Source organism: Albimonas sp. (assembly GCF_055129145.1).
This window is the reverse complement of the sequence record NZ_JBSRTQ010000087.1, coordinates 1-19,436: the sequence shown is the minus strand read 5'-3', so window position 1 is coordinate 19,436 and position 19,436 is coordinate 1. Positions and strand designations below refer to the sequence as shown.

Genomic DNA, 19,436 nt, shown 5'->3' with positions numbered 1-19,436 from the left:
CCTGCCGCGCGGCCGCGCGGGCGCGGAGCCAGGCGGCGCCGGCCCCCGCAGGGGTCGGGACGGTGGCGGACATGCGGTTCGGCTCGCCGTCGGGCACGGGGGCGGAGGGGGACGCGCGCAAGGTGACGACCAGTTCGCCGCGCCCGGCCGCCGCCTCCAGCGCCCTGCGCAGGGCGGCGGCGTTGCGCGCGACCCAATCGGGGGTGCGCCCCGCCTCCGTATCCGGAAACGGCAGGAACGCGGGCAGCGCGCGATGGGCGGCGCAGGCCAGGCGAAAGCGCGCGCGGCGGTCTTTCGGCAGGTCTGGCCGGGGCGACAGCAGCGCCAACCCGCCCGGACAGGCCCGCGCGGACAGGCCTGCCAGAGCCGCCGCCGCCGACGCCTCCGCGAAGCCGAGGCCGATGGCGGCGTTCATGTCGGCCCCGCCGGCGCCTTCAGCGCGTCCGGCGACGCGATCACGGCCTGCAGGCCGATATAGACCAGGTCCACCCCCGCCACGGTCAGCCACAGGTCGCCGCGGATCGCGACGCCACGATCCAGCAGGCGGTCGATGACGTCGATCAGCCGGTCGTCTTCGGGATCGTCGAGCACGGTCATGCCGGCGCCCCGGTCAGCGACTCGAGGCTGGCATAGGGCGGCCAGGGGCCCGAAAGTTCCAGATGCAGGCCGGGCGACGTCTCCGCCGCGTCGCGCGCGGCCTGCCTGAGCGCCGCCTCGCCTGCGCCGGGTCGGCAGAGCAGCGCGAGTTCGAGCAGGACGCCTTGCCGCCTGGGACGTTCGGCGCGGCGCAGATCGGCCACCGCGGCGAGCTTGTCGGCCACCGCTTGCGCATGGCCTCGCTGCTGGTCGCGCGCCGCCTCCCGACGGCGACGGGAGACGGATTTGGCGCGCAGCCAGTCGCCGCCGCCCGCTCCCGGCGCGACGGCCGCGCGCCGGTCCGGCGCATCGACAGGCGCGCCGTCGGGCGCCGCCGCCGCCGGGCGCGGCGTCTCGACGCCGTCCTGGGCCGCGGCATCGGGAGCGGCCGACAGGCGCGCCAGATACTCGACGCGGCCGTCGAGCCGCGCCAGCGCCTCGGCGAGACGGTCGGCCTCGGCGGCGAAGGCCTCCACCGCCGCTTCCGGGGACGACGCCGCCATGCCGAACCGCACCGGGATCACGCCGCCGGCCCGCGCCATGGCGACGAGGATTGCGTTGTGCCGCAGCGCTTCCGCCGTATCCGCCGCGGCGTCGCCGGTCAGGCCCGAGGGCGACAGCAGGATCGCGAGCCGGCCCATCGGCGCGCGCAGATGCGCCGGGGCGCCGGGCGCGGGCGCCGCATCGCGCAGCGCCACGCCGTGGACCAGGAACGGGCCGGTCATGCCGCGGCGATCCGGCTGCGCGCGCGGACGGGCGCCCGGTCCGCCGCCGCGCCGTCGCGGTGCAGGTTGGCCAGGATCAGCGGACCGGACGCGGGCCGACCCGCGGCCCGCAACGCGCCCTGCGCCTGGGCGAGCCGGGCCAACAGGTTGCGCGCCGCCTGCAGCGCGCCGAGGTCGAGACCGGGCGCCGCGGACCCGCCACCGTGCGCGCCTCGCGCCAGGATCGTCGCCGCGGCGCGGGCGCGGGCGCGGAACGCGTCCTCGACCCGGTCCAACGGCGGCAGCAGGCCGGGCCTGACGTCGTTCAATCCCAGGATCCGCGCGGCGGCCCGGATCTCGGCCTTGTCGGGGCGCCGAAGCCGCGCCGCGCAGAACGAGATGGCGGGGGAGGGCCCCCGCACGCGGATCGACAGCCCCTCGGTCCAGATCCGGTCGATGGCGGCGAGGGCGGCGTCCAGTTCGGGCGGATCGCGCCGCGCGCCCAGCAGCACCTGGTTGAGCAACATCGCGGGGCCGTCGCGCGGCAGGTCCAGCGTCGCCTCCGCGGCGCCGGCGAGGCGGGCGGCGGCGTCCTCCGCCAGCGCGTCGGCGACCGCGGCCAGCCCGTCCGGCATCGCGGGATGGTCGGCGAAACGCCGCGACGCGTCCTCTTCGTCCCAGCCGATCAGCACTTGCCGCTGCGCCCGGCCGCGCAACCGCTCCAGCCCATCGCGCAGGAGGTCGGCATTCGCGATCAGCATCGCCTCGGCCTGGTCGAGCGGCGCGTCCGCCCCGGGCAGCACCGGCAGCACGTCGCCTTGCTGGTGCAGGAATTCGAGCAGGCGCTGGCGGGTGACCAGCGCTTCGGCCTGAGCGCGGCGGTCGGCGTCGCCACCCCGATCGGCGGCGAACAGCGCCGCCAGCGACCGCCCCTGCGGCACGACGCGGTAGACGGCGCGCAATCCCGCCGCGCTTCGGAGCAGGCCGCCCGAAGCCGCCTCCGGCCCCAGGGGATCGTCGGCGCCTTCGCCGGGCAGGATCGCGATCAGTTCGGCTTGGGACATGGTTCGGACTCCTTTCGAGAGTCGGCTCGACCGCTTTCTGCGGCGCGGGCGCTTTCGATGCGTTCGGCGATGGCGGCTTCGACGTCGACGGGCTCGATCGCGGGGTCCAGCCGCCAGCCGTCGCGGGCGGCGCGGCGCAGCGCGTGACGCGCGGCGCCCTGGACCAGGGCCGCCAGCTCCGCCCCGCTCCAGCCCTCGGTGCGGGCGGCGAGATCGTCGAGATCCGCCGCTTCCTCCAGCCCGCGGCCGCGGGCATGAACCGCCTGGATCTCGGCCCGCGCCGCGAGACCGGGCGGCGGCAGATGCAGCACCAGGTCGAAGCGACCGGGGCGCAGCCGCGCCGGATCGATCGCCTCGGGCCGGTTGGTCGCGCCGAGGATGAATGGGCCGGGGCCGCCGGCGACGCCGTCGATTTCGGTGAGCAGCTGGGCCACCACGCGCGCCGCCGTCTCGCCCCCGCCGCCGTCCCGGCGCGGGGCGACGGCATCGAGCTCGTCGAAGAACAGCACGCAGGGCGGCGCGCCGCGGGCCAGCGCGAAGACCTCCTCCACCGCCCGCTCGGCGTCGCCCAGCCAGCGCGACAGCAGCTGGGTGGCCCGCACCGGGATGAAATTCGCCCCGCTCTCGCCCGCCAGCGCCCGGGCCAGCAGGGTCTTGCCGCCGCCGGGCGGGCCGGTCAGCAGCACGCCGCGGCACGGCTCCGCGCCCAGCCGCAGGAACGCCTCCGGACGACGCAGCGGCCAGATCACGGCCTCGGTCAGCGCCTGCTTGGCGGCGTCGAGCCCGCCGACATCCGCCCAGCCGGTGCGCGGCGTCTCCAGCGCCGCGTCGCGCAGGGTCGAGGGACCGACCACCGCGCGCGCGGCGGCGAGATCGGGGGCGGTGATGAAGAGGCGTTGCGCGTCGATCCATGCCTCGTCGCCGGCCTCGCGCCCCGCACGGGCGAGCGCCGCCATCGCCGCCTCCCGCGCCAGCGCCGCGAGATCGGCGCCGACGAAGCCGCGGCAGCTCTCGGCCATCGCGTCGAGGTCCACGTCCGCGGCCAGCGGCGCCGCGGCCAGATGCACGCCGAGGATGGCGCGGCGCCCGGCGGCGTCGGGCGCGCCGAAGGCGATCTCGCGGTCGAAGCGTCCCGGCCGGCGCAGCGCCGGGTCGAGCGCATGCGGCAGGTTGGCGGCCGCCATGACGATCACCTGCCCCCGCCCGGCAGGGTCGCATGCAGCGTCTCGTCCTCGCCGACGGGCACATGGGCGAGCGCTGCGCGAAGCGCGTCCAGGTCCGGGGAGGGCGTGCCGGGCGCTTTGCGCAGCGCGACTTGCGTCGCGTCCGGCGGGGCGTCGAGCTGTTCGAGCCGCGCCGCGTCGCCAAGGGCCAGGCCGGCGCCTTCGCGTTGCGCGGGATCGAGGGGGGCGCTGCCGGCCTGGGCCGCGTCCGGGCGGGCGGGCAGGACGCGCGCATGGGCGCGACCCGGGCCGAGGATCCGCACCACGTCGCCCGCCCGCGCGCCGAGCGCGGTCATGTCCGCCGGCGCGAGGCGCAGGATCGCGCGCCCGCAGTCACGCGGCGCCGTCGGCGCGACGTCGAGCGTGATCGGACCCGCACCCCGTGTCGCGGCGAGGGGCGGACCGGCGAGCGCGCCTTGGTTCGCGGGCGGGCCGACGCCCACCTCTCCCGCTCCGCCCGGCGGGGGCGCCGTCTGCGTCTGATGCGGCGATGCAGGGCTCGCAACGGCCGGAGCCGGCGGCTCGACATTCCCGGTTTCGGCGCGCCGCGGCAGCTCGCCGGCGAGGCTTGGGTCTGCGTCGGGCGACCACGACCCTGTCGCGGCCGGGCGCTGCGGCGCGGCGCGGTCCGGCTCCGTCGCGCGGGGAGCGTCCGGGTCCGGGCCGGCCGGCGCCGTTGGCGGGCGGCGGTCCGTCATGGGCGGGCTTCCTCGCGCATCGCCGCCTCCAGCCGGTCCAGCAGCTCGGCCTCGGCGGTCTCGTAGGTCTCCTCGTCGATCTCCCCGGCGTCGAGCCGCTGCTCGAGCTCCACGAGCGCCGCCTTGATCGCGGCGGGGTCGTGGTGCTCGGCCAGCGCCGCGTCGCGGATGCGGTCGGCCAGCCAGAACGTGCCCCGCAGGGGACCGGCGACCGGCAGGAGGAGCAGTCCGCGAAGCAATCCCATGGCGCGCCCTCACATGACCGGCGCTGGATCGAGCGCGATGTCCACGAAGTTGAAGGGCGCCGAAGGGCCGACCCAGCGGATCGTGGGCGCGCCGGCGGCGAAGCTCAGTCCCGCCGCCGCCTCGCGCACCGCCTCGAGCATCGCGTCCTCCGCTGCGCGCGGGATCAGGATCTCCATGCGCAGCACCTCGCATTCGGATTCGGGCGCCCGCAGGCGGTGGTCGCCGACCTGCGGCGTCAGCGCGCGCAACAGCGCCTTCTGCGCGGCCTGGCGGCGGTCGGAGATCGCGTCGGAGACCCGGCGGCCGAGGTCGATCATCGCCTCGCGCGCCGCGCCGCCGCGCGACTCCAGCCGGCGGCGTTCCGCGACAAGGTCGGGGCGGGCGGCGGCGAGCGCGGCGAACGCCTCCGCCTCGGACCAGGCGACGCGCAGGCCGAATTCGGCCAGCCCGGTCAGTTCATCGAGCCGGGCGAGCAGCTCCGGCTCGCGGGGCGCGGCGGCGGCGGCGGCGGCGGCGGCGGAGGCGATCACGCCGAAGCGCATCGGCAGAACCGGCGCGGCCGCGGCCGCCAGCTCCAGCGCGCGGGCGTGGGCGAGCATGTTGCGTCGGGTGCGGCGCACCTCGGCCGACGGGGCGACGCCGGCCAGCAGATCGATCCCGCCGACCGAAATCAGGCCCATGGGACCGCCGCCGGGCAGGGGCGGCGCGTCGAAATCGGCGCGGTCGCCGGCGCGGCGGATGCCGTAGAGCCAGAGCGGCTCGGCGAGGTCGGGGCGAAGGGGCGCGAGGCTCATCCCGGCGCCTGCGCAGTCAGCTCGAGGATGCCGTGAACCAGTCGCGCCTCGATCGCGCCGAGATCGGCGACCGGGGCCGGCGTCTCGATCCGCCAGGGACGGGGGCCGGCGATCACCGCCACCAGGGTCGCGCCCTCCAGATGCAGGGTCAGGTCGTCCGCTGCCGCGCCCGGCACTTCGGCGGTCAGGGTCCAGACGCCGTTTTCGGTCCAGCATTCATGGGCGGGCGTGCGCGGCGGGGGCGGCCCGGCCGGCGGGCTCGGGAACCGGGTCGAAGACCCCGCGGCGCGCGCCGCCCCGCCTTCTCGGGATCGGCCGGGGCGTTCCGTGCCGGTGATGGGGAGGTCATGGCCGAACTCCTGCCCGCCCATGCGCACGCGGAACCCGGCGGAGGCCCGCAGCGCACCCCGATCGAAGGCTTCGTCCGGCCCGGTCCCGTCGCCTGGGTCGTCGTCCGGGTCGGGAGCGCCGCCGGATCCTGCGCCGCGCCTGGGACCGGAGCCCGAATCGCGCCCCGCGCCCGGGCCGCCATCGCCCCGTACGCCGCGTCCGCGCGCCTCCTCGGCCGCGTCGACAAGCCGACCCAGCACGTCGCCCAGCGGGCCCAGCAGCGCGCCGAGGCGGGCGTCGATTTCCTTGAACGCCTCGCCATTCCGGGGCGCGCCGTGATCCCCGGCTTCATCCTCGCCGCGGCGAAATCCGCCGTCCCCGCCGCGCCGCCCGCCGCCCCGTCCAGGTGTCCTGGCCATTCATTCGTCTCCGTCAGCCTGCGACCTGCGCCAGCCGCGCATCCAAAGCGTCGAGGCGGGCGCGCAGTTCCGCGTTCTCCCGCGCCAGCGCATGGGCGTCGGAGGACAGCATCGGGTCGGTGGTCCACCAGTCGATTCCGATCTCGCGCGCCTTGTCGACCGAAGCGATCAGCAAACGGAGCTTGATGGTGAGCAGCTCGATCCCCACCAGGCTGATGGTGACGTCTCCCGCGATGACGATGCCCCGATCCAGCACCCGCTCGAGCACGTCGGCGAGGCCGTCCCCTCCGGTGGAGCTGCGAATATCGACGCTCATCGCGCGGCGTCCGAACGGTGATAGCGGTCGATCCTGTTGAATCGTTCGCACTCGCCCTCGGGGTCGAGGATCACCTCGAAGCTTGAGAGCAGATCGTTGTCGCCCAGCCGGGCCGCCGCCTCGACCACGTCCACCACCACGCGCCATCCCTCGGGCGCGCGCTCGCAGGAAACGATGGCGTCGACGCGAAGCTCGGTGAACAGGGACGTCGAGTCGCGCGCGATCTGCATCGCGCGGCGGAAGCCGATGGGCTTTGGTGCGGACTCCGGATCCGGCAGGGGCATGGGCGGCGGCGCGACGATCCGAGCGTCCGCGGTCGCCTCGTCCTTCGCCGAGGCGCGACGGGCCGGCGCGTCGGCGCGGGCGGTCATCGACGCTTCCCAAGGGGCGTGTCCGGCCGGGCGGGCGTATCGGAGCGGTCGGCCAGGAAAGCGCGCAGGACGCCGCTGGTCATCGCCGCGTCGCGTCGACCGGCCCGCGCACGCGCCGAGCGGTGGTCGAGCATCGATATTTCGCGTTGGAACCGCTCGCGCTCGAATTCGGCGCGGACCAGCGCGATGGCGGCCTCGGTCCGCGACCGGGGATTGCGGCGCGAGACGCTCGCGGCGCGCGCCCGGGGCATCGGCGGGGGGGGCTTCATGCGGCGGTCTCCCGATTGGCGAAGACGGGGGCGGCGGCGATCGGACGGAGCGCCGCCGCTGATTCAATGTCGAACGAAGGCCCCTCGCGCGCGGCGGCGATCGGGGCCGCGACGCCGGCGCCCGACGCGCAGGTGCGCGCGATGGCGGCGTCGAGGGCGTCCAGATAGGCGGCGCGCTGGTCCGGCTTCGCGCCGCGCGGCGCGCGGGTCTCAAGGACGTCCAGACAGATCTGCGCGAAGCGCGCGTCGCCTCCGACCGGGCGCGCGCCGATACGCGCGGCGATGCGTCCGATCAGCAGCGCCGCGCGCATCGACGGCGGCGCCGCGCCCAGCGCGCGTTCCCGCATCTCACGCACCAGGCGCACCACGGCGATGGCGTCCTCGGCCGAAAGGCCGGTGCGGCGCGCGACGATGCCGGCCTCGGTCTCCGGCGCGCACCAGGTCAGGTCGAAGGTCACCATGCGGTCGTAAAGCGCGTCGGGCGCCCCGATCACCCCCGCGTAGTCGTCGGGATTCGAAGTGAGGATCACGCGGAAATCGGGATGGGCGCGGATGATCCGGTTCGGCCGCGACGGCGTGGTCAAGGCGATCATCCGCTCTTCCAGCGCCATCAGCAGGGCGTTGTTGGCCGCCGGCGGGGCTCGGGTGAATTCATCGTAGATCAGGGTGCGGCCGAGCTCGACCGCGCGCGACAGCGTCCCGTCCGCCCAGGCCATGCGCGTTTCCGACCGGGTGCGTGTGACGCTGTGAATGTAGCGGTCGCGCACATGGTCGACGTTCCAGCCGACGTCCCGCCCCAGAAGGTCGGCGGAGTTCAACCCGGCGTCGCCCGAGATCAGCTCCACCGGCCGGCCGAGACGCGCCGCGGCCTCGAAGGCGAGGGTGGTCTTGCCGGCGCCGGCGGGGCCGCGGAAGTGGATCGGGGCGCCGACGTCGAGATAGGTCGCCGCCCGCGACATGATCGATTGAATTTCCGTATCCATGAACGTGTCGGCGCGCGGCCGCAGCACCATGGCGCCGGCCTCGCGCGAGGCCTCTTCGTCCAGCATGGCGCCGAGCAGATCGACGAAACGGGCCGGCGCAGCTGCGACGCCGGGTTCGGGGGGCATGGGAGGCGCCGCGTTCTCGCGAGCGGCCTCGCTGTGTCCGGCGTTGCGGTGACCTTTCAAGATCGCCTCTCCTCCGTGGCTCGGGAGCCAAGACCTAGGGCAGCAAGGTTACCTCTCGGTTAATTTCCCGCCAGACGCGTGCGCGTCGTGCCAGTCGGCGGCCTTTCCGATCGCGCTGAGCGGCAGGGCGTCGCCGAAGGCGAAGGTTTGGGGGCGCTCGGGCGCCGACAGGCCCCGCGCCGCCGCCGCGCGCAGCGACGGTTCCGCCGTCGCGCCGAGCTCGCAGACCACGAAGGCCTTGAGGCGCGCCTGCGCGCCCGCCCCATCCAGCCGGACGGCGCAGTCGCGCACGCCGGGCTGGGCCAGAAGAAAGGCGCGAACCTGCTCGGGATGCACGTTCACGCCCCCCACCTGAACCGCGCCGTCCAGGCGCCCGGCGGGGCGATAGCCCGTCGTCTCCCAGGCCAGGCGATCGGGCGGGGCGAGTTCGCCGCCATCGCGTCGGCGAAACAACTGGTCGCCGCGACGCTCGACATGGGGCAGGGGCGCGAAGGCCTGGTCGGGGCCGTCGCGCCAGCCCAGACCTGCTGTTTCGGTGGAGCCGTGCACTTCCACCAGCCGCGGCGTTCCCGCTTCGGCCAGCGCCGGCCATAACGCCGCCGGGGTCGGCGCGGTCGACGACACCGCCATCGTCGCCGTCAGCGGCGCGCCGGCGCGCAGCAGGATGTCCCACAGAAAGGGCGTCGCGATCACCGCGTCGCCGGGCGCCAGCGCGGCCGCCGCCGCGCCGGGCGCGACCCCGACCAGGTCGAGGATCGGCCGCCCGTGAAGAGCGGGTCCCAGAGACGCGAACAGAAAGCCGTAAATGTGGTTAGGCGGGACCAGCGAGACGATACGCGTCGTGGCGCCGAGAAAGACCGCGTGACTCTCGGCCTCGGCCGCGAGGTCCGCCAGAGCGTGGGAGACCGACTTCGGCGCGCCGGTGCTGCCGGAGGTGTCGAACGTGAGGCGGCCAGCGCCGCGGCGCAGTCCCTCGGCGGCGAGTTCGGTCCATTCGCCCAGGGTGGGCGCGATCAGCAGATAGTCCTCGATCCCGCTTTCGTGCAGCCGATAGAACCGGTTCAGCCGCGCGGCGAGGTTCAGCCGCGCGAGGCTGTCGGCGCCCAGGCCGTCCTCATCCAGGCGCGTGCTTTCGCTCCATGCCCGTCGCTCCGCCGCCGGCACCGGGGCGCCGCGCTGCCGTCCGAGTTCCTCGGCGACCAGAGAGACGGTCAGGCGCGCCAAGGCGCCGGAACGCACCAGCGTGTCGACCAGCCCTTCAGCCATGCTCCAGCTCATCCAGGAGCTCGCCCACCAGCGCGGCGTACTGGCGACGCGCCTCGGCGGCCCAGGCGCGCAGCGACATCGCGGAGGCGGTCAGTTCGACCAGCGTCATGTCCGCGGACAGATCCGCATCCGCTTCGAGATCGCGGACGGCGTCGAAGCCCTCGAGCGCGTCGAGCACCTCCTCGAATGTGGAGGAGGTCCAGGCGCGGCAGATGTCGATCCGGTCCGCGTCGCGATAGAACAGCTTCACCGCCGAGACGAAGCCGCCGTCGAAGCGCCGCCAGACGTTGACCTCGAACCAGAAGGGCGCGCCGGGCACGAAGCTCATGGCGAAGCAGAGCTCTTCGCCGCTGAACTCCAGCGGCCGCTGGCCCATCCGTTTCAGTCTGACGCGCGAGTCTGCGGCGGCGCCGGGATCGCCGCCCATGACGGGCATCGGAGCGTTCGCCATGTGGGGGGGCGAGAACGAGGTCATCTGGGTCATCACTGTCCATCCCTTCGATCATCTTCCGGCGCCACGCGATGCAGCGAGGCGATCAGCGCTTCATAGTCGGCCCGGATCGCTCGCCGGGACCCGTCGATCCGTTCCGCGTGTTCCGTGCCGGCCAGAGCCGGGTCGGGGAGCGCGCGCTCGGGTTCGAAACGCTCGAGCAGCGCGCGAAAGGCGTCGGGCGCGTCGAGCAGTTCGGCCCTGTGCACCGCGCCCGCCTCGATCCCCGTGGCCGGGACCATGGATACGGCGGCCGCGACCCGCCCGTCGTCCACCAGGTGCAGCGCGAGCGTGAAGCGCATGCCGCTGCGCGTCCCCTGCGCCGTGCGTTCGAGCAGCGGCGCCCCCAGGAAGCGAAGCGGACGGGCGCCGTCGCGCCGAAGGCGCGTGGCGACCATCGGCAGCCAGCCGAAGTCCTGCGCATCGCGGTCCTCGGTCGGCGCCGCTTCCGTCTCGCCGCCGGTTGGCGGCGTCGTCGCGGCCGCCGCCCGACGGCGCTCCGTCACCTGGCGGAACAGCGCTCGCGCGGCCGCCGTGACGGCCACGGCCCCTCGTTCGGCTTCGCGGACGTCGGACGCTGCCATGGTTCTCGCACCGGTCAGAGCCGCTTGACGAACAGCCAGCAGCTCTGGCCGTCCGGCTGCGATTTCAGGTGGATACGCACCTTCACGTTGGCGCCCTTGTAGGCGAACTCGTAGTCGAACATCGTGTTCGCAGAGCCGCTTTTGTGGAACTTCAGGAACTCGCCATGGAAGCGCTTTCCTTTGGCGCAGGGTGCGATGTCGTTGAAGAAATTCTTTCCGATCACGGCCGAAGGATCGCGTCCGACGATCAAGCCTTCGGCCTTGTTGTACTTGATGATCTTCGCGGTGCGATCCAGGAGCACGGCGCCGAAAGGCAGATATTCGGCGCGCTGCGGTTCGCGGCTCAGGATGTTGTCGATGTCCTGGCTGCCGAAAGGGATGATTTCCATGTTTTGCGATCCTCGTGACGACGCGCGCCGTGTCAGGTGGAAGAGGTGTCGACGCCATCCACGTTCTTGAGGAACGTGTCGTGTCGGGTCCGGGAGGTGTCGTGAATCCGGCGCAGGGCGAGGTGATCCTCGTCCCCGCCGCGCCCGTCTTTCGAGATCCACTGGTAGTCCATGGTGCCCATGCAGACCACGCATTGAGGCATGGATTCGAAGCGCGCGTTCGCATCGAACTTGGCGGATTCGACCGAGATCTCGTCCGCCTCCCCGAATTCGGCGAGCGTCTCGAGTTCGTCGATATGGCCTTCGGCGCGGAGTCTTTCGGACCGGGCGATGATTTCGCCCGCCGCCTCCAACACCCATTCGGCATAACTGCCGCGAACGATGAGACCGAGCTCGGGATAGTGGAACTCGTATCGTTCGTCGGACTTTCTGAGAAACCCGATGTCGTTCATCCTCGACATGCTCCTTCCGTCCTGTATCCCGGATCATGATCCCACCAAGGGCGGCAGGCGCTCTCGGCGACAAATCGCAGGCCTCTAAATCGGGCCGCAGGGTTAAGATGTGGTTGACCGACCCGGCGCGCCGCCGATGAATTCCGAAGATTCCGAGACAACGGCCGGCGAGAGGCTGGCGCGGCGCCGGACATGCGCAAGCGCCCGGCGACAGGGCGCCGGGCCTTCGTTTCGAACCGCGGGCGGTCAGGCGCGATGCGAGCGCGCGACACGGATCCAGGCGTCGAGATCCAGCAACTCGCCCACCAGCCCGAGGCGGCTGCGCAGCTCGTCCGCGTCGGCGGACGCGAGCGCGCCAAGCGAGTCCACCCCGTTCCGGCGCAGCATCCAAACCAGGCCCGGACCGGCGCCCGGCAGCCGGTCCAGATCGCCGGGCGGCGACTCGAGGGGCGATGCAGCGCCTGGTTCGGGCGGGGCTCCGGCATCCGCGGACGCCGGCTCGGCCTCTTCCGCGTCTGCCGGTCGGAGATCAGCGCGAGGGCGCCGCTTCCGCTTCGACGCTGTTGCAGGTGGCGCAGGCGACTCGCCTGCGGCGGGCGCGGCGACGATCTGGCTGGGGGGCGCGACCGGGCCGGGAGAAATCGTGGGCGCGGTCGCGTGGTCGGCCTCACGACGCGCGGAGGCCGCCGCCATCATGCTCGCGGCGCGGGCCGACACGATGAGGCCGCCGTCGTCCGGCCCGGGCTCTGGGCTCGGCCGCGTCGTCCGGCGCAGCGGCTTGTCGGCGGCGGCTGCAGGCGTCGCCCCAGAAACGGCTTGCGGCGAAAGCGTCGCCTGAGCGACGGCGATTTGCGAAGCCGCCGGCATATCGCCCGCGCTCCCGCCCTCCCGCGTGGGCGCGCGTTCGGGGTGCGTGCCGATCGCATCCGTCAGGTCCGCGGTTTTCGCGGCGCTTCGCCGCGCAAGGCCACGTCTCATGGCGGTCCCGCCCCGAGAACCCACGCGCGGAAACTCGGTCGCGGGGCGGGCAGGCGCATCGGGCGGCATGACCGGCGACGCGACTTGCGGCCCCCCGTCATCCCAAGGTGCAGGCATCGGCTCAAGCGACGGCGCAGGCTCGGGCGTGCCCGGTGCGACGGATGCCGGATCGATGCCTCGGTCTCCGGCGCCGGCTGACGCTGCGGACCCGTCAGGCGTGATGCCGCGCCGACGCAGTCTTTCGGCACGCAGGGCCGCCACCTTGGCCCGCGCTTCGTCGCGCACGCGTCGCGCCTGGGCGCGGAAACCGGCGGGGCCGGACGTTGTGAGTTCGCTCATGGGCTGCTCCGCTCTTCGAACAGGTCTCGGCGCAGGCGATGCGCAGGCGACAGAGGCGGTCGCGGGGAGCGACGCGCCGGCGGGCGGGCCGCCGGCGCGTCGTCAGGCCTCAGGCGGCCTGCGGCTCGGCCGTAAGGCCGATCGCCTCGGCGTATTTGAGCCAGGTCTCGACCGAGGCGACGATCACGCGCACCTCGATGGCGAGCAGCTCGATGCCGACGAGCGACACGCGCACGAACGCGTCGACGACGACGCCTTTGTCCAGAATGCGGTCGACCACCTCTGCGAGGCTGGTCGACGCGAGGCTTTTCTCGATGGCCATGTATGTCTCCTTGCTTGAACGCCCCTTCGGGGCGGTTTGGCGCCGGCGCCGGCGCGGGACGTCCGCGTCGCGACGCGACGATCGTCAACGCGCCTCGTGAGCACGCGAACAGATGGGTTGGACCTCGTCCGGAACCGCGAAGGCGGCGAGGTCGATGCCGGTCATCAGCCGGGCCGCCCGACCCGCCCCGACCAGCACCATGTTGCGCGCGTCGCCGACGATGTCGGCGCGGGTGTCCACGCGCCAGTTGCCCGGCTCGACCGAAGACAGGCTCTCGATCGCATAGCCCTGCTGCGCGCGCCCCTCGCCGACCAGCAGCACGAAGGCGGCATGGTCCTCGCCGCCGCCGCCCAGCAAGGTGGAGAGATCGAACAGCGGCACCGTGAACCCGCGATGCGCGAAGCCCCCCAGCAGCCCGAGGGCGCGGGTCGGCAGTCGCGCGGTGCGCACCGGGAACGGGATGATCTCCGAGACCATTTCGAGCGGCACGGCGTAGTCGGCGCCGGCGCGGAACAGAAGATAGGGGCGGGGATCGGCGCTGCCGGACCCGCGCCGGGCATCGCCGTTTGCCAGGCTCGACGGGTCGCGTTCCGTATCGGTGCCCGCGCCGCGGGCGACCGCGCGCACGGCCGGGTCGGAGGCGAGCGCGTCGAGGTCGATCACCAGCGTCTCGGCGTCGGTTTCGGGAAGCAGCGCCGCGAAGAAGCCGCCGCCGGCCAGTCGCGGCAGCGGCGCCAGCTCCTCCGGGGCGACGCGGCGAATGTCGCAGACGGCGTCGATGGCCAGCGCCGCCAGCAGGTCGTCGCCCAGCCGCAGCACAAGCGCCTCGGTCCGCGACGGCGGCGGCATGTCCTCGCCGATGCCCAGCAATGCCAGCGTGTCCAGCACCGGGACGCGTCGTCCGTGGTGAACGATGTGACCGAAACACCAGCCGCAGGTGAGCGCGCTGGTCACCACCTCCGACCGCGGCACCGCGGCTTCGACGCGCAGCGCCTCTATCGCCAGGCGGACGCCGTCGCGCCGGAAGGTCAGCAGGGCGTCCGAGACGCCATGCCGGAACCCGGTTTCGCGTCGTCGGGCGCGCTCCGCCACGCGCGGCAGGCCGGGCAGCGCCAGAAGCGCGGCGGGGTTGAGCACCGTCGCCGAGCGGCCATCCACGAGGAAGGCGCGATCGGCGAGGCCCTGGGGGGCGCCGGCGAGGGCGGGCGCCTCATCGGCAGCGGCGCGCTTCATGCCATGGATGTTGTCGGCCATCAGGCCGACCAGCCACCGTTCATGGCGCACGATCACGATGACGCCGGCCGCCTCGGTCGAGGGCGGCAGGCCGAGCAGGGCGTCGAGGGCCAGCACCGGGATGATGTCGCCGCGCAGGTCCAGGGCCCCGCGCAGGCCCGGGGCGGAGCCCGGCATGGGCGAGAGCTTGCGCACCGACGTCACTTCGCGCACGCAGGCGACCGGCAGGCCGAGCAGGGCGCCCGAGCTTTCCACCAGACCGAACAGTTCGGAGTCCTGATCGCGTCGCGATGGCGCGCCCTCTCCGCCGGGGGAGGCCGTCCCGGACGCCGCGGCGTCGGCGGGTTCGGGAACGGCATGGTCCGTGTCGGCGGGGTCGGGATCGGCGTCGACGCCTTGCGGCGTGGCCGACGATCCGGATCCGGACGGCGCCGCCAGGTCGGCGGCGAAGGCGGCGGCGTCGCCGGGCCGATCGTCGCCGCCGTCGGACGCGGCGAAACCGGGAGGCGCCGGCAGCGCGCGCGGCGCCGGAATCAGGGCGCGGCCTCCGCCGCCCGCATTCCGCGCGTCCTCGTCTCCGGGGGCGCGGCCGCCGGGCATATCGCCGTCGTCAGGCCCGCTTTCGCCGCTCCCGCCTTCGGCGGATGCGTCGTCCCGCAGCCATCCACGGACCGCCGCCGCAGGCGCGACGGCGCGGCTCGACGACGTCAGGGGATCACTGCTGGACATCGGCGCCCAGGGCCCTGATCAGCTTCACGACGTTTCCGGACAGCGATTGCTGGAGCGTAGCATTCTCCGCGATGGCGTGGATCGAGTCGCCGGTCTTGGACACCGAGGACACGATCCGCTCGAAAGCCTTCTTCGCATGCTGGGAGCGATCCGTGCCCTGGTTGACCCGGCCGACCGTGACCTCGATCAGCTTGGTGATCTCGCGCGCCGCCTCCGAGCTGCGCTCCGCGAGCTTGCGCACCTCGTCGGCGACGACCGAGAAGCCGACGCCATGTTCGCCGGCGCGCGCGGCCTCGATCGCGGCGTTGAAGGCCAGCAGGTTGGTCTGCCCGGCGATCTCGCCGATCACGCGGACGATGTCGGCCATTTCGGTCGACCCGCGCTGGATCAGGTCGATGCTCTCGATGGCGCTGTTCAGGGCGCCGGCGCCTTCCTGCGCATTCTCCTGCGTCTGGCCCGCGAGATCGGTCGCCGAGCGGCTGGCATGGGTGATGGCTTCGATGGCGCGGGCCAGCTCTTCCACCGCGCCCGACATCGCTTCCGACTTTCGCGAGATCTCGTTCTGCAGGTGGACATGCGAGGTGACGTCGTAGGCGTATTTGATCACGCGATCCACCTCGCCCCGCAGATTCAGGATCGGGCTGTAGACGGCCTGGATATAGACGTCGCGATCATATTTCCCGACCCGGTGGAAGCGGCCGGCGCGGAACTCCCCCTTGCCCAGCCGCAGCCAGAAATCGCGGTACTCCTCCGAACGGATGTAGTCCGAGTCGCAGAGCATCGAGTGGTGGCCGCCCTGCATCTCGCGCAGGCTGTAGCCCATCGCCTTCTGGAAATTGTCATTGGCATCCAGAATCTTGCCGTCGAGGTCGAACTCGATCACCGCAAGGCCCCGGTCCACCGCCGCCACCCGGCTGGAATATTCCGCCGCGCGCAGCTTGGTGGCGGTCACGTCGGACCCGATGAAAACCACCTTCACCGGCTCGCCGCCGGGACCCAGGATCGGGTTGTAGGCGCCCTCGAGCCAGATCTCCCGCTCCCGCTGGCCCAGGCGCTTGAATTCCCCGCCGATGTAATGCCCGGAGCCCAGCCGCTCCCACAGATCCTTGTAGTCGCCGCCGCGCACCTCGTCGGCGTCGCACAGCGTGCGATGCGGCTTGCCCACGATCTCCTCGGGGCGCAGGTCGAACGTCTCCACGAAGCGCTTGTTGACGCTGATGATGCGTCCGCCCAGATCGTATTCGATCATCACGCTCGAGCGGTCGACGGCGGCGACCAGGCCCTGGTCCTCGGCCGCGCGCCGCTTGCTCGCGGTGATGTCGTAGGCGAATTTCACCACCTTGATCGGCCGGTCGTCGTCGTCGAGGATCGGCACGTAGACCGCGCGCAGAAAGATCTGCTGGCCCTGTTTGCCGAGGCGCCGGATCTCGCTTTCCTTGAGCGCCCCACGGGACAGCTCCTCCCAGAGCTCGGCGTATTGGGGCGAGGCGACATAGGCTGGATCGCAGAACATGCGGTGGTGCTTGCCGACGACCTCGTCCGGTTCGTAGCCCATCAGCCGGGTGAAATTGCGGTTGATGGACAGGATCCGGCCGCTGATGTCGAACTCGACCACCGCCTGCACGCTGTCGACGGCCGAGGCTCTCGACTGCAGCTCCCGCGTGTGGCGATGCGTCTCCGTCTCGTCCTTGATGAAGACGAAGATCTCGTTCAGGCGACCGGCCTCGTCGCTGAGCGGGTGATGTCGGCAGCGGGCGATGACGCGACGCCCGTCGGGGCGCTTGAGGTTCAGCTCGATCGATTCGTGCGAGCCTTTGGACAGTCTCTCCCACAGCGTCTTGAAGGCGGGCGCGCGCGCGCCCGCGCCTTCCAGGATTTCGGCGAAGTCGACGCCTTCGAGCGTGGTCTGCTCGACGCCGAGGATCTCGGCGGACATCCGGTCGGTGCTGCGGATCGTGCGGTCCAGGCCCAGCCGCACCACGCCCTCGTGCCGGCCGATCGCGTCCAGCAGCGCGTCGGCGAGCCGCGAACTGTCCCGGGACCGCGACATGTCGAGCGCGCAGAGCGTGACGCCGATCACCTCGCCGCCCGGCCCCTTGGCGCCGAGCGCGCGCAGCACCAGCCATATCGGCCCGCCGTCGGGGCCCGTATGGGGGAGCCTGGCCTCGGCGACCTCGCCGGCGGCGGCGGCGGCCCAGAACGCGCTCAGCGCCTCCGCATGAGTCGCGGCGTCGTAGAGAAGATCGGCGTGCATTTCGCCGGAGAAGTCGCCCGCGCCCCGACCGAAGGTCGACGCGAACCGGTCGTTCACGCTCAGGATCATGCCGTCTTCGGTGCATTCCGCGATCAGGAACGCCGCGCCCATCAGGGCGGAGCGCGCCTGGGCCTCGACGATCGCCGTCCCGCGGGTCGGATCCTCCACCAGAACCAGCATCACCCGCCCCGCGGCGTCCTCTTCGGCCGCCGCGACGAGGATGCCGCGGAACGGCACGTCGCCCATCGGGGAGATGACGCGGCCGGACACTCGGGGCGAGTCGTCGGCAAGCGCCTCGGCGCACAGCTCCTCGGCCAGCTTCGCGCCGTCGAAGGAGATGATCTCGCCGAGATGGACCTCGCGGTCCGGGGGAGGGATGCGAAAGATCTCATGCGCGACGTCGTTGCATTCCAGCAACTTGAGGTCTTCGTCGACGACGACGAACCCCACGAATTCCTTCGCCAGGCTTTGCACGGCGTTGATCGGGATCGTCGGAGTCATGCGGGGGTCCTCGATTCCATCCCTGCGAATTTCTGGTCTGATCGATACGATCCAGGAGTTTCGGTATGGTGAATGCGTTGATTTTTCTCGACGACGTCAGCCGCGGCGGGCAGGCGCCGCCGAAGACCGCGACCGCCTTGGTCGGGGCGCGGTTGTTGTCGAGCTTCTGCCCGGGATCAGGTGACGCAGGTGTTGAGCTTGCGGATGCGGGCATGGGTCATGAGGCCTTCCGGGGTGGCGGCGCTCACCGCCGGCGCCGCCACCCCGGCAACGGATCGGGGTATTTCAGGCCGCGGAATGAAGTTGGCGCAGTCCGGGCGTCTCGGGGATCAGCGGCCGCTGAAAGGCGGGGCCGTTCGCCACGAGCGAACCCCAGCGGCCGGAGCGTCAGCGCTCCGCGATCCGCCCCGGCTCCAGATGCGCTACGCCGGCGCGGCCCAGATGCTCGCTCATCGCGGTCCTGGCCAAGCCGCCGCCGACCGCCGGCACCTCGGTCTTTTCCGTCGTCATGTCCCGCGCCGCCTGCGCCGCCGGCCGTCGTTCAAAGACCCTGCTGCACTTCCGAAATGCTGTCGCGCAGGATGGCTGCGGTGCGGTCGATCATCGCCGCGTCCATCACCAGCGTCGGCGACAGGATCAGGATGTTGCCGAGCGGCCGCGCGATCAGCCCGCGCTTCTGGGCCGCGCGCGCCACCTTCTGGCCGACCATCTCCGAAGGCTCGAACGGGGTGCGGGCCGCCTTGTCGCGCACGAACTCGATGCCCATCATGAAATGGCTGCCGCGCACCTCTCCGACCAGCGTCAGGTCCTCGAGCCCGCGCAGGGCGGTCTCGAAGAGCTTGCCGGTGGTGCGGACCGTCTCGGGGATCCGGTCCCGCTCCATCAGCGCGATATTCGCCAGCGCCGCCGCCGCGCCGGCGGGGTGGCCCGCATAGGTCATGCCCTGCAGGAACGCGCCGCCCTTGTCGGAGATCACCTCATGGATCTCGTCCGACAGGATCGTGGCCGACAGCGGCTGGTAGCCGGAGGTCAGCCCCTTGGCGACGGTGATGATGTCGGGCTGCACGCCGAACACGTCCTTCGAGGCGAAGAAATGCCCGAGGCGCCCGAAGGCGGTGACCACCTCGTCCGAAATATACTTGATCTCGTAGTCGCGGCAGAGCGCGCCCATCCGGGCGTGATAGCCCGCGGGCGGGACGATGACCCCGCCGGCGCCCATGATCGGCTCGGCCACGAAGCAGGCGATGTGCTCGGCCCCGATCGCCTCGATCTTGGCGCGGGCCTCGTCGATCAGCAGGTCGAGGAACTCGGCCTCGGTCATCCCCGCGCCTTCGCGCCAGTGATGGGGGCAGCGCAGGTGGTGGACCAGCCCCTCGGCCTTGTCCCAGCCCTCCGAATAGCCCGGCGTGGTCATGGCGATGGTGAGGTGGGTGGAGCCGTGATAGGCGCCGTGCCGGCTGAGGATCTGCTTCTTCTTCGGCTGGCCGAGGCGGTTGTAATAGTGATGCAGGATGCGCACCGCGGAGTCGTTGGCAACCGAGCCTGAATTGCCGAAATGCACCTTGTTCAGCGACCCGGGCGCGAGCGACGCGAGCTTCGCCGCCAGCGCCGCCGCGGTGGGGTGGGTGAAGTTGTAGAAGGTCGAGTAGAAGTCGAGCGT

Annotated in this window: 24 protein-coding genes; all 24 read right to left on the bottom strand. The window is 72.6% G+C overall.

The genetic code is table 11. From position 1 onward, the window contains the following. On the bottom strand, window positions 1-415 hold a 415-nt coding region (locus ACTB72_RS14135; protein WP_463037644.1), incomplete at its 3' end, for a hypothetical protein. Beyond that, a complete protein-coding gene (locus ACTB72_RS14130) occupies window positions 412-597 on the bottom strand; it encodes a gas vesicle protein (protein ID WP_463037643.1) in 186 nt (61 codons plus the stop codon). The genes ACTB72_RS14135 and ACTB72_RS14130, both read right to left, overlap by 4 nt. After that, entirely contained in the window at window positions 594-1,361 is a 768-nt protein-coding gene (locus ACTB72_RS14125; RefSeq protein ID WP_463037642.1) for a GvpL/GvpF family gas vesicle protein, read from the bottom strand. The genes ACTB72_RS14130 and ACTB72_RS14125 overlap by 4 nt, the downstream gene beginning before the upstream one ends. Beyond that, on the bottom strand, window positions 1,358-2,404 hold the full coding sequence (locus ACTB72_RS14120) for a GvpL/GvpF family gas vesicle protein (protein ID WP_463037641.1): 1,047 nt from the start codon (window positions 2,402-2,404) through the stop codon (window positions 1,358-1,360). The genes ACTB72_RS14125 and ACTB72_RS14120 overlap by 4 nt, the downstream gene beginning before the upstream one ends. Further along, the gene (locus ACTB72_RS14115; protein ID WP_463037640.1) at window positions 2,386-3,588 is read right to left on the bottom strand and encodes an AAA family ATPase; all 1,203 of its coding nucleotides are present in this window, start codon (window positions 3,586-3,588) and stop codon (window positions 2,386-2,388) included. Before ACTB72_RS14115 ends, ACTB72_RS14120 begins: the two co-directional genes overlap by 19 nt. Before the next feature lie 5 nt (window positions 3,589-3,593). Beyond that, window positions 3,594-4,325: a hypothetical protein gene (locus ACTB72_RS14110; RefSeq protein ID WP_463037639.1), complete on the bottom strand. Its 732-nt coding sequence runs from the start codon at window positions 4,323-4,325 to the stop codon at window positions 3,594-3,596. Beyond that, window positions 4,322-4,570: a gas vesicle protein GvpG gene (locus ACTB72_RS14105; RefSeq protein WP_463037638.1), complete on the bottom strand. Its 249-nt coding sequence runs from the start codon at window positions 4,568-4,570 to the stop codon at window positions 4,322-4,324. The genes ACTB72_RS14110 and ACTB72_RS14105 overlap by 4 nt, the downstream gene beginning before the upstream one ends. A gap of 9 nt (window positions 4,571-4,579) precedes the next feature. Then, window positions 4,580-5,365 carry a GvpL/GvpF family gas vesicle protein gene (locus ACTB72_RS14100; RefSeq protein WP_463037637.1) on the bottom strand — a complete coding sequence of 262 codons (786 nt, stop codon included), beginning with the start codon at window positions 5,363-5,365 and terminating at the stop codon, window positions 4,580-4,582. Then, entirely contained in the window at window positions 5,362-6,114 is a 753-nt protein-coding gene (locus ACTB72_RS14095) for an Hsp20/alpha crystallin family protein (RefSeq protein WP_463037636.1), read from the bottom strand. Before ACTB72_RS14095 ends, ACTB72_RS14100 begins: the two co-directional genes overlap by 4 nt. Window positions 6,115-6,127: 13 nt before the next feature. Then, window positions 6,128-6,430: a gas vesicle protein GvpJ gene (gene gvpJ, locus ACTB72_RS14090; RefSeq protein WP_463037635.1), complete on the bottom strand. Its 303-nt coding sequence runs from the start codon at window positions 6,428-6,430 to the stop codon at window positions 6,128-6,130. Continuing rightward, window positions 6,427-6,801: a gas vesicle protein GvpO gene (gene gvpO / locus ACTB72_RS14085; RefSeq protein ID WP_463037634.1), complete on the bottom strand. Its 375-nt coding sequence runs from the start codon at window positions 6,799-6,801 to the stop codon at window positions 6,427-6,429. Before gvpO ends, gvpJ begins: the two co-directional genes overlap by 4 nt. Next, on the bottom strand, window positions 6,798-7,070 hold the full coding sequence (locus ACTB72_RS14080) for a hypothetical protein (protein ID WP_463037633.1): 273 nt from the start codon (window positions 7,068-7,070) through the stop codon (window positions 6,798-6,800). The genes gvpO and ACTB72_RS14080 overlap by 4 nt, the downstream gene beginning before the upstream one ends. Further along, window positions 7,067-8,179: an AAA family ATPase gene (locus ACTB72_RS14075; RefSeq protein WP_463037632.1), complete on the bottom strand. Its 1,113-nt coding sequence runs from the start codon at window positions 8,177-8,179 to the stop codon at window positions 7,067-7,069. The genes ACTB72_RS14080 and ACTB72_RS14075 overlap by 4 nt, the downstream gene beginning before the upstream one ends. Before the next feature lie 108 nt (window positions 8,180-8,287). Continuing rightward, a complete protein-coding gene (pcl, locus tag ACTB72_RS14070) occupies window positions 8,288-9,505 on the bottom strand; it encodes a 4-coumarate--CoA ligase (RefSeq protein ID WP_463037631.1) in 1,218 nt (405 codons plus the stop codon). After that, complete coding sequence (locus ACTB72_RS14065; RefSeq protein WP_463037630.1) at window positions 9,498-9,989, bottom strand: hypothetical protein; 492 nt, start codon at window positions 9,987-9,989, stop codon at window positions 9,498-9,500. Before ACTB72_RS14065 ends, pcl begins: the two co-directional genes overlap by 8 nt. After that, entirely contained in the window at window positions 9,989-10,579 is a 591-nt protein-coding gene (locus ACTB72_RS14060) for a hypothetical protein (protein WP_463037629.1), read from the bottom strand. Before ACTB72_RS14060 ends, ACTB72_RS14065 begins: the two co-directional genes overlap by 1 nt. A gap of 14 nt (window positions 10,580-10,593) precedes the next feature. Then, on the bottom strand, window positions 10,594-10,968 hold the full coding sequence (gene pyp, locus ACTB72_RS14055; protein WP_463037628.1) for a photoactive yellow protein: 375 nt from the start codon (window positions 10,966-10,968) through the stop codon (window positions 10,594-10,596). A gap of 32 nt (window positions 10,969-11,000) precedes the next feature. Next, window positions 11,001-11,429 carry a hypothetical protein gene (locus ACTB72_RS14050; protein WP_463037627.1) on the bottom strand — a complete coding sequence of 143 codons (429 nt, stop codon included), beginning with the start codon at window positions 11,427-11,429 and terminating at the stop codon, window positions 11,001-11,003. Window positions 11,430-11,666: 237 nt separating this feature from the next. After that, on the bottom strand, window positions 11,667-12,737 hold the full coding sequence (locus tag ACTB72_RS14045; protein ID WP_463037626.1) for a hypothetical protein: 1,071 nt from the start codon (window positions 12,735-12,737) through the stop codon (window positions 11,667-11,669). 109 nt (window positions 12,738-12,846) lie between these two features. Then, window positions 12,847-13,059: a gas vesicle structural protein GvpA gene (gvpA, locus tag ACTB72_RS14040; RefSeq protein ID WP_463037625.1), complete on the bottom strand. Its 213-nt coding sequence runs from the start codon at window positions 13,057-13,059 to the stop codon at window positions 12,847-12,849. Window positions 13,060-13,143: 84 nt separating this feature from the next. After that, entirely contained in the window at window positions 13,144-14,892 is a 1,749-nt protein-coding gene (locus ACTB72_RS14035) for a chemotaxis protein CheW (protein WP_463037624.1), read from the bottom strand. Between the two features lie 115 nt (window positions 14,893-15,007). Further along, a complete protein-coding gene (locus ACTB72_RS14030) occupies window positions 15,008-17,776 on the bottom strand; it encodes a PAS domain-containing protein (protein ID WP_463037623.1) in 2,769 nt (922 codons plus the stop codon). A 387-nt stretch (window positions 17,777-18,163) separates the two neighbouring features. Beyond that, window positions 18,164-18,286, bottom strand: a complete 123-nt coding sequence (locus ACTB72_RS14025) for a hypothetical protein (RefSeq protein ID WP_463037622.1) — start codon at window positions 18,284-18,286, stop codon at window positions 18,164-18,166. A 31-nt stretch (window positions 18,287-18,317) separates the two neighbouring features. Next, window positions 18,318-19,436 (bottom strand): aminotransferase class III-fold pyridoxal phosphate-dependent enzyme (locus tag ACTB72_RS14020; RefSeq protein WP_463037621.1); only part of this gene is annotated, 1,119 nt, incomplete at its 5' end.

Excerpts from the sequence above, each read along its gene's own strand:
- gvpA (WP_463037625.1), bottom strand. The coding sequence starts at position 13,059 with ATGGCCATCGAGAAAAGCCTCGCGTCGACCAGCCTCGCAGAGGTGGTC.
- ACTB72_RS14045 (WP_463037626.1), bottom strand. The coding sequence starts at position 12,737 with ATGAGCGAACTCACAACGTCCGGCCCCGCCGGTTTCCGCGCCCAGGCG.
- pcl (WP_463037631.1), bottom strand. The coding sequence starts at position 9,505 with ATGGCTGAAGGGCTGGTCGACACGCTGGTGCGTTCCGGCGCCTTGGCG.
- ACTB72_RS14065 (WP_463037630.1), bottom strand. The coding sequence starts at position 9,989 with ATGACCCAGATGACCTCGTTCTCGCCCCCCCACATGGCGAACGCTCCG.
- ACTB72_RS14120 (WP_463037641.1), bottom strand. The coding sequence starts at position 2,404 with ATGTCCCAAGCCGAACTGATCGCGATCCTGCCCGGCGAAGGCGCCGAC.
- ACTB72_RS14080 (WP_463037633.1), bottom strand. The coding sequence starts at position 7,070 with ATGAAGCCCCCCCCGCCGATGCCCCGGGCGCGCGCCGCGAGCGTCTCG.
- ACTB72_RS14105 (WP_463037638.1), bottom strand. The coding sequence starts at position 4,570 with ATGGGATTGCTTCGCGGACTGCTCCTCCTGCCGGTCGCCGGTCCCCTG.
- ACTB72_RS14095 (WP_463037636.1), bottom strand. The coding sequence starts at position 6,114 with ATGGCCAGGACACCTGGACGGGGCGGCGGGCGGCGCGGCGGGGACGGC.
- ACTB72_RS14125 (WP_463037642.1), bottom strand. The coding sequence starts at position 1,361 with ATGACCGGCCCGTTCCTGGTCCACGGCGTGGCGCTGCGCGATGCGGCG.
- ACTB72_RS14115 (WP_463037640.1), bottom strand. The coding sequence starts at position 3,588 with ATGGCGGCCGCCAACCTGCCGCATGCGCTCGACCCGGCGCTGCGCCGG.
- ACTB72_RS14030 (WP_463037623.1), bottom strand. The coding sequence starts at position 17,776 with ATGACTCCGACGATCCCGATCAACGCCGTGCAAAGCCTGGCGAAGGAA.
- ACTB72_RS14110 (WP_463037639.1), bottom strand. The coding sequence starts at position 4,325 with ATGACGGACCGCCGCCCGCCAACGGCGCCGGCCGGCCCGGACCCGGAC.
- pyp (WP_463037628.1), bottom strand. The coding sequence starts at position 10,968 with ATGGAAATCATCCCTTTCGGCAGCCAGGACATCGACAACATCCTGAGC.
- ACTB72_RS14130 (WP_463037643.1), bottom strand. The coding sequence starts at position 597 with ATGACCGTGCTCGACGATCCCGAAGACGACCGGCTGATCGACGTCATC.
- ACTB72_RS14060 (WP_463037629.1), bottom strand. The coding sequence starts at position 10,579 with ATGGCAGCGTCCGACGTCCGCGAAGCCGAACGAGGGGCCGTGGCCGTC.
- ACTB72_RS14075 (WP_463037632.1), bottom strand. The coding sequence starts at position 8,179 with ATGCCCCCCGAACCCGGCGTCGCAGCTGCGCCGGCCCGTTTCGTCGAT.
- ACTB72_RS14035 (WP_463037624.1), bottom strand. The coding sequence starts at position 14,892 with ATGCCCGGCGGCCGCGCCCCCGGAGACGAGGACGCGCGGAATGCGGGC.
- ACTB72_RS14100 (WP_463037637.1), bottom strand. The coding sequence starts at position 5,365 with ATGAGCCTCGCGCCCCTTCGCCCCGACCTCGCCGAGCCGCTCTGGCTC.
- ACTB72_RS14025 (WP_463037622.1), bottom strand. The coding sequence starts at position 18,286 with ATGACGACGGAAAAGACCGAGGTGCCGGCGGTCGGCGGCGGCTTGGCC.
- gvpO (WP_463037634.1), bottom strand. The coding sequence starts at position 6,801 with ATGACCGCCCGCGCCGACGCGCCGGCCCGTCGCGCCTCGGCGAAGGAC.
- gvpJ (WP_463037635.1), bottom strand. The coding sequence starts at position 6,430 with ATGAGCGTCGATATTCGCAGCTCCACCGGAGGGGACGGCCTCGCCGAC.
- ACTB72_RS14050 (WP_463037627.1), bottom strand. The coding sequence starts at position 11,429 with ATGTCGAGGATGAACGACATCGGGTTTCTCAGAAAGTCCGACGAACGA.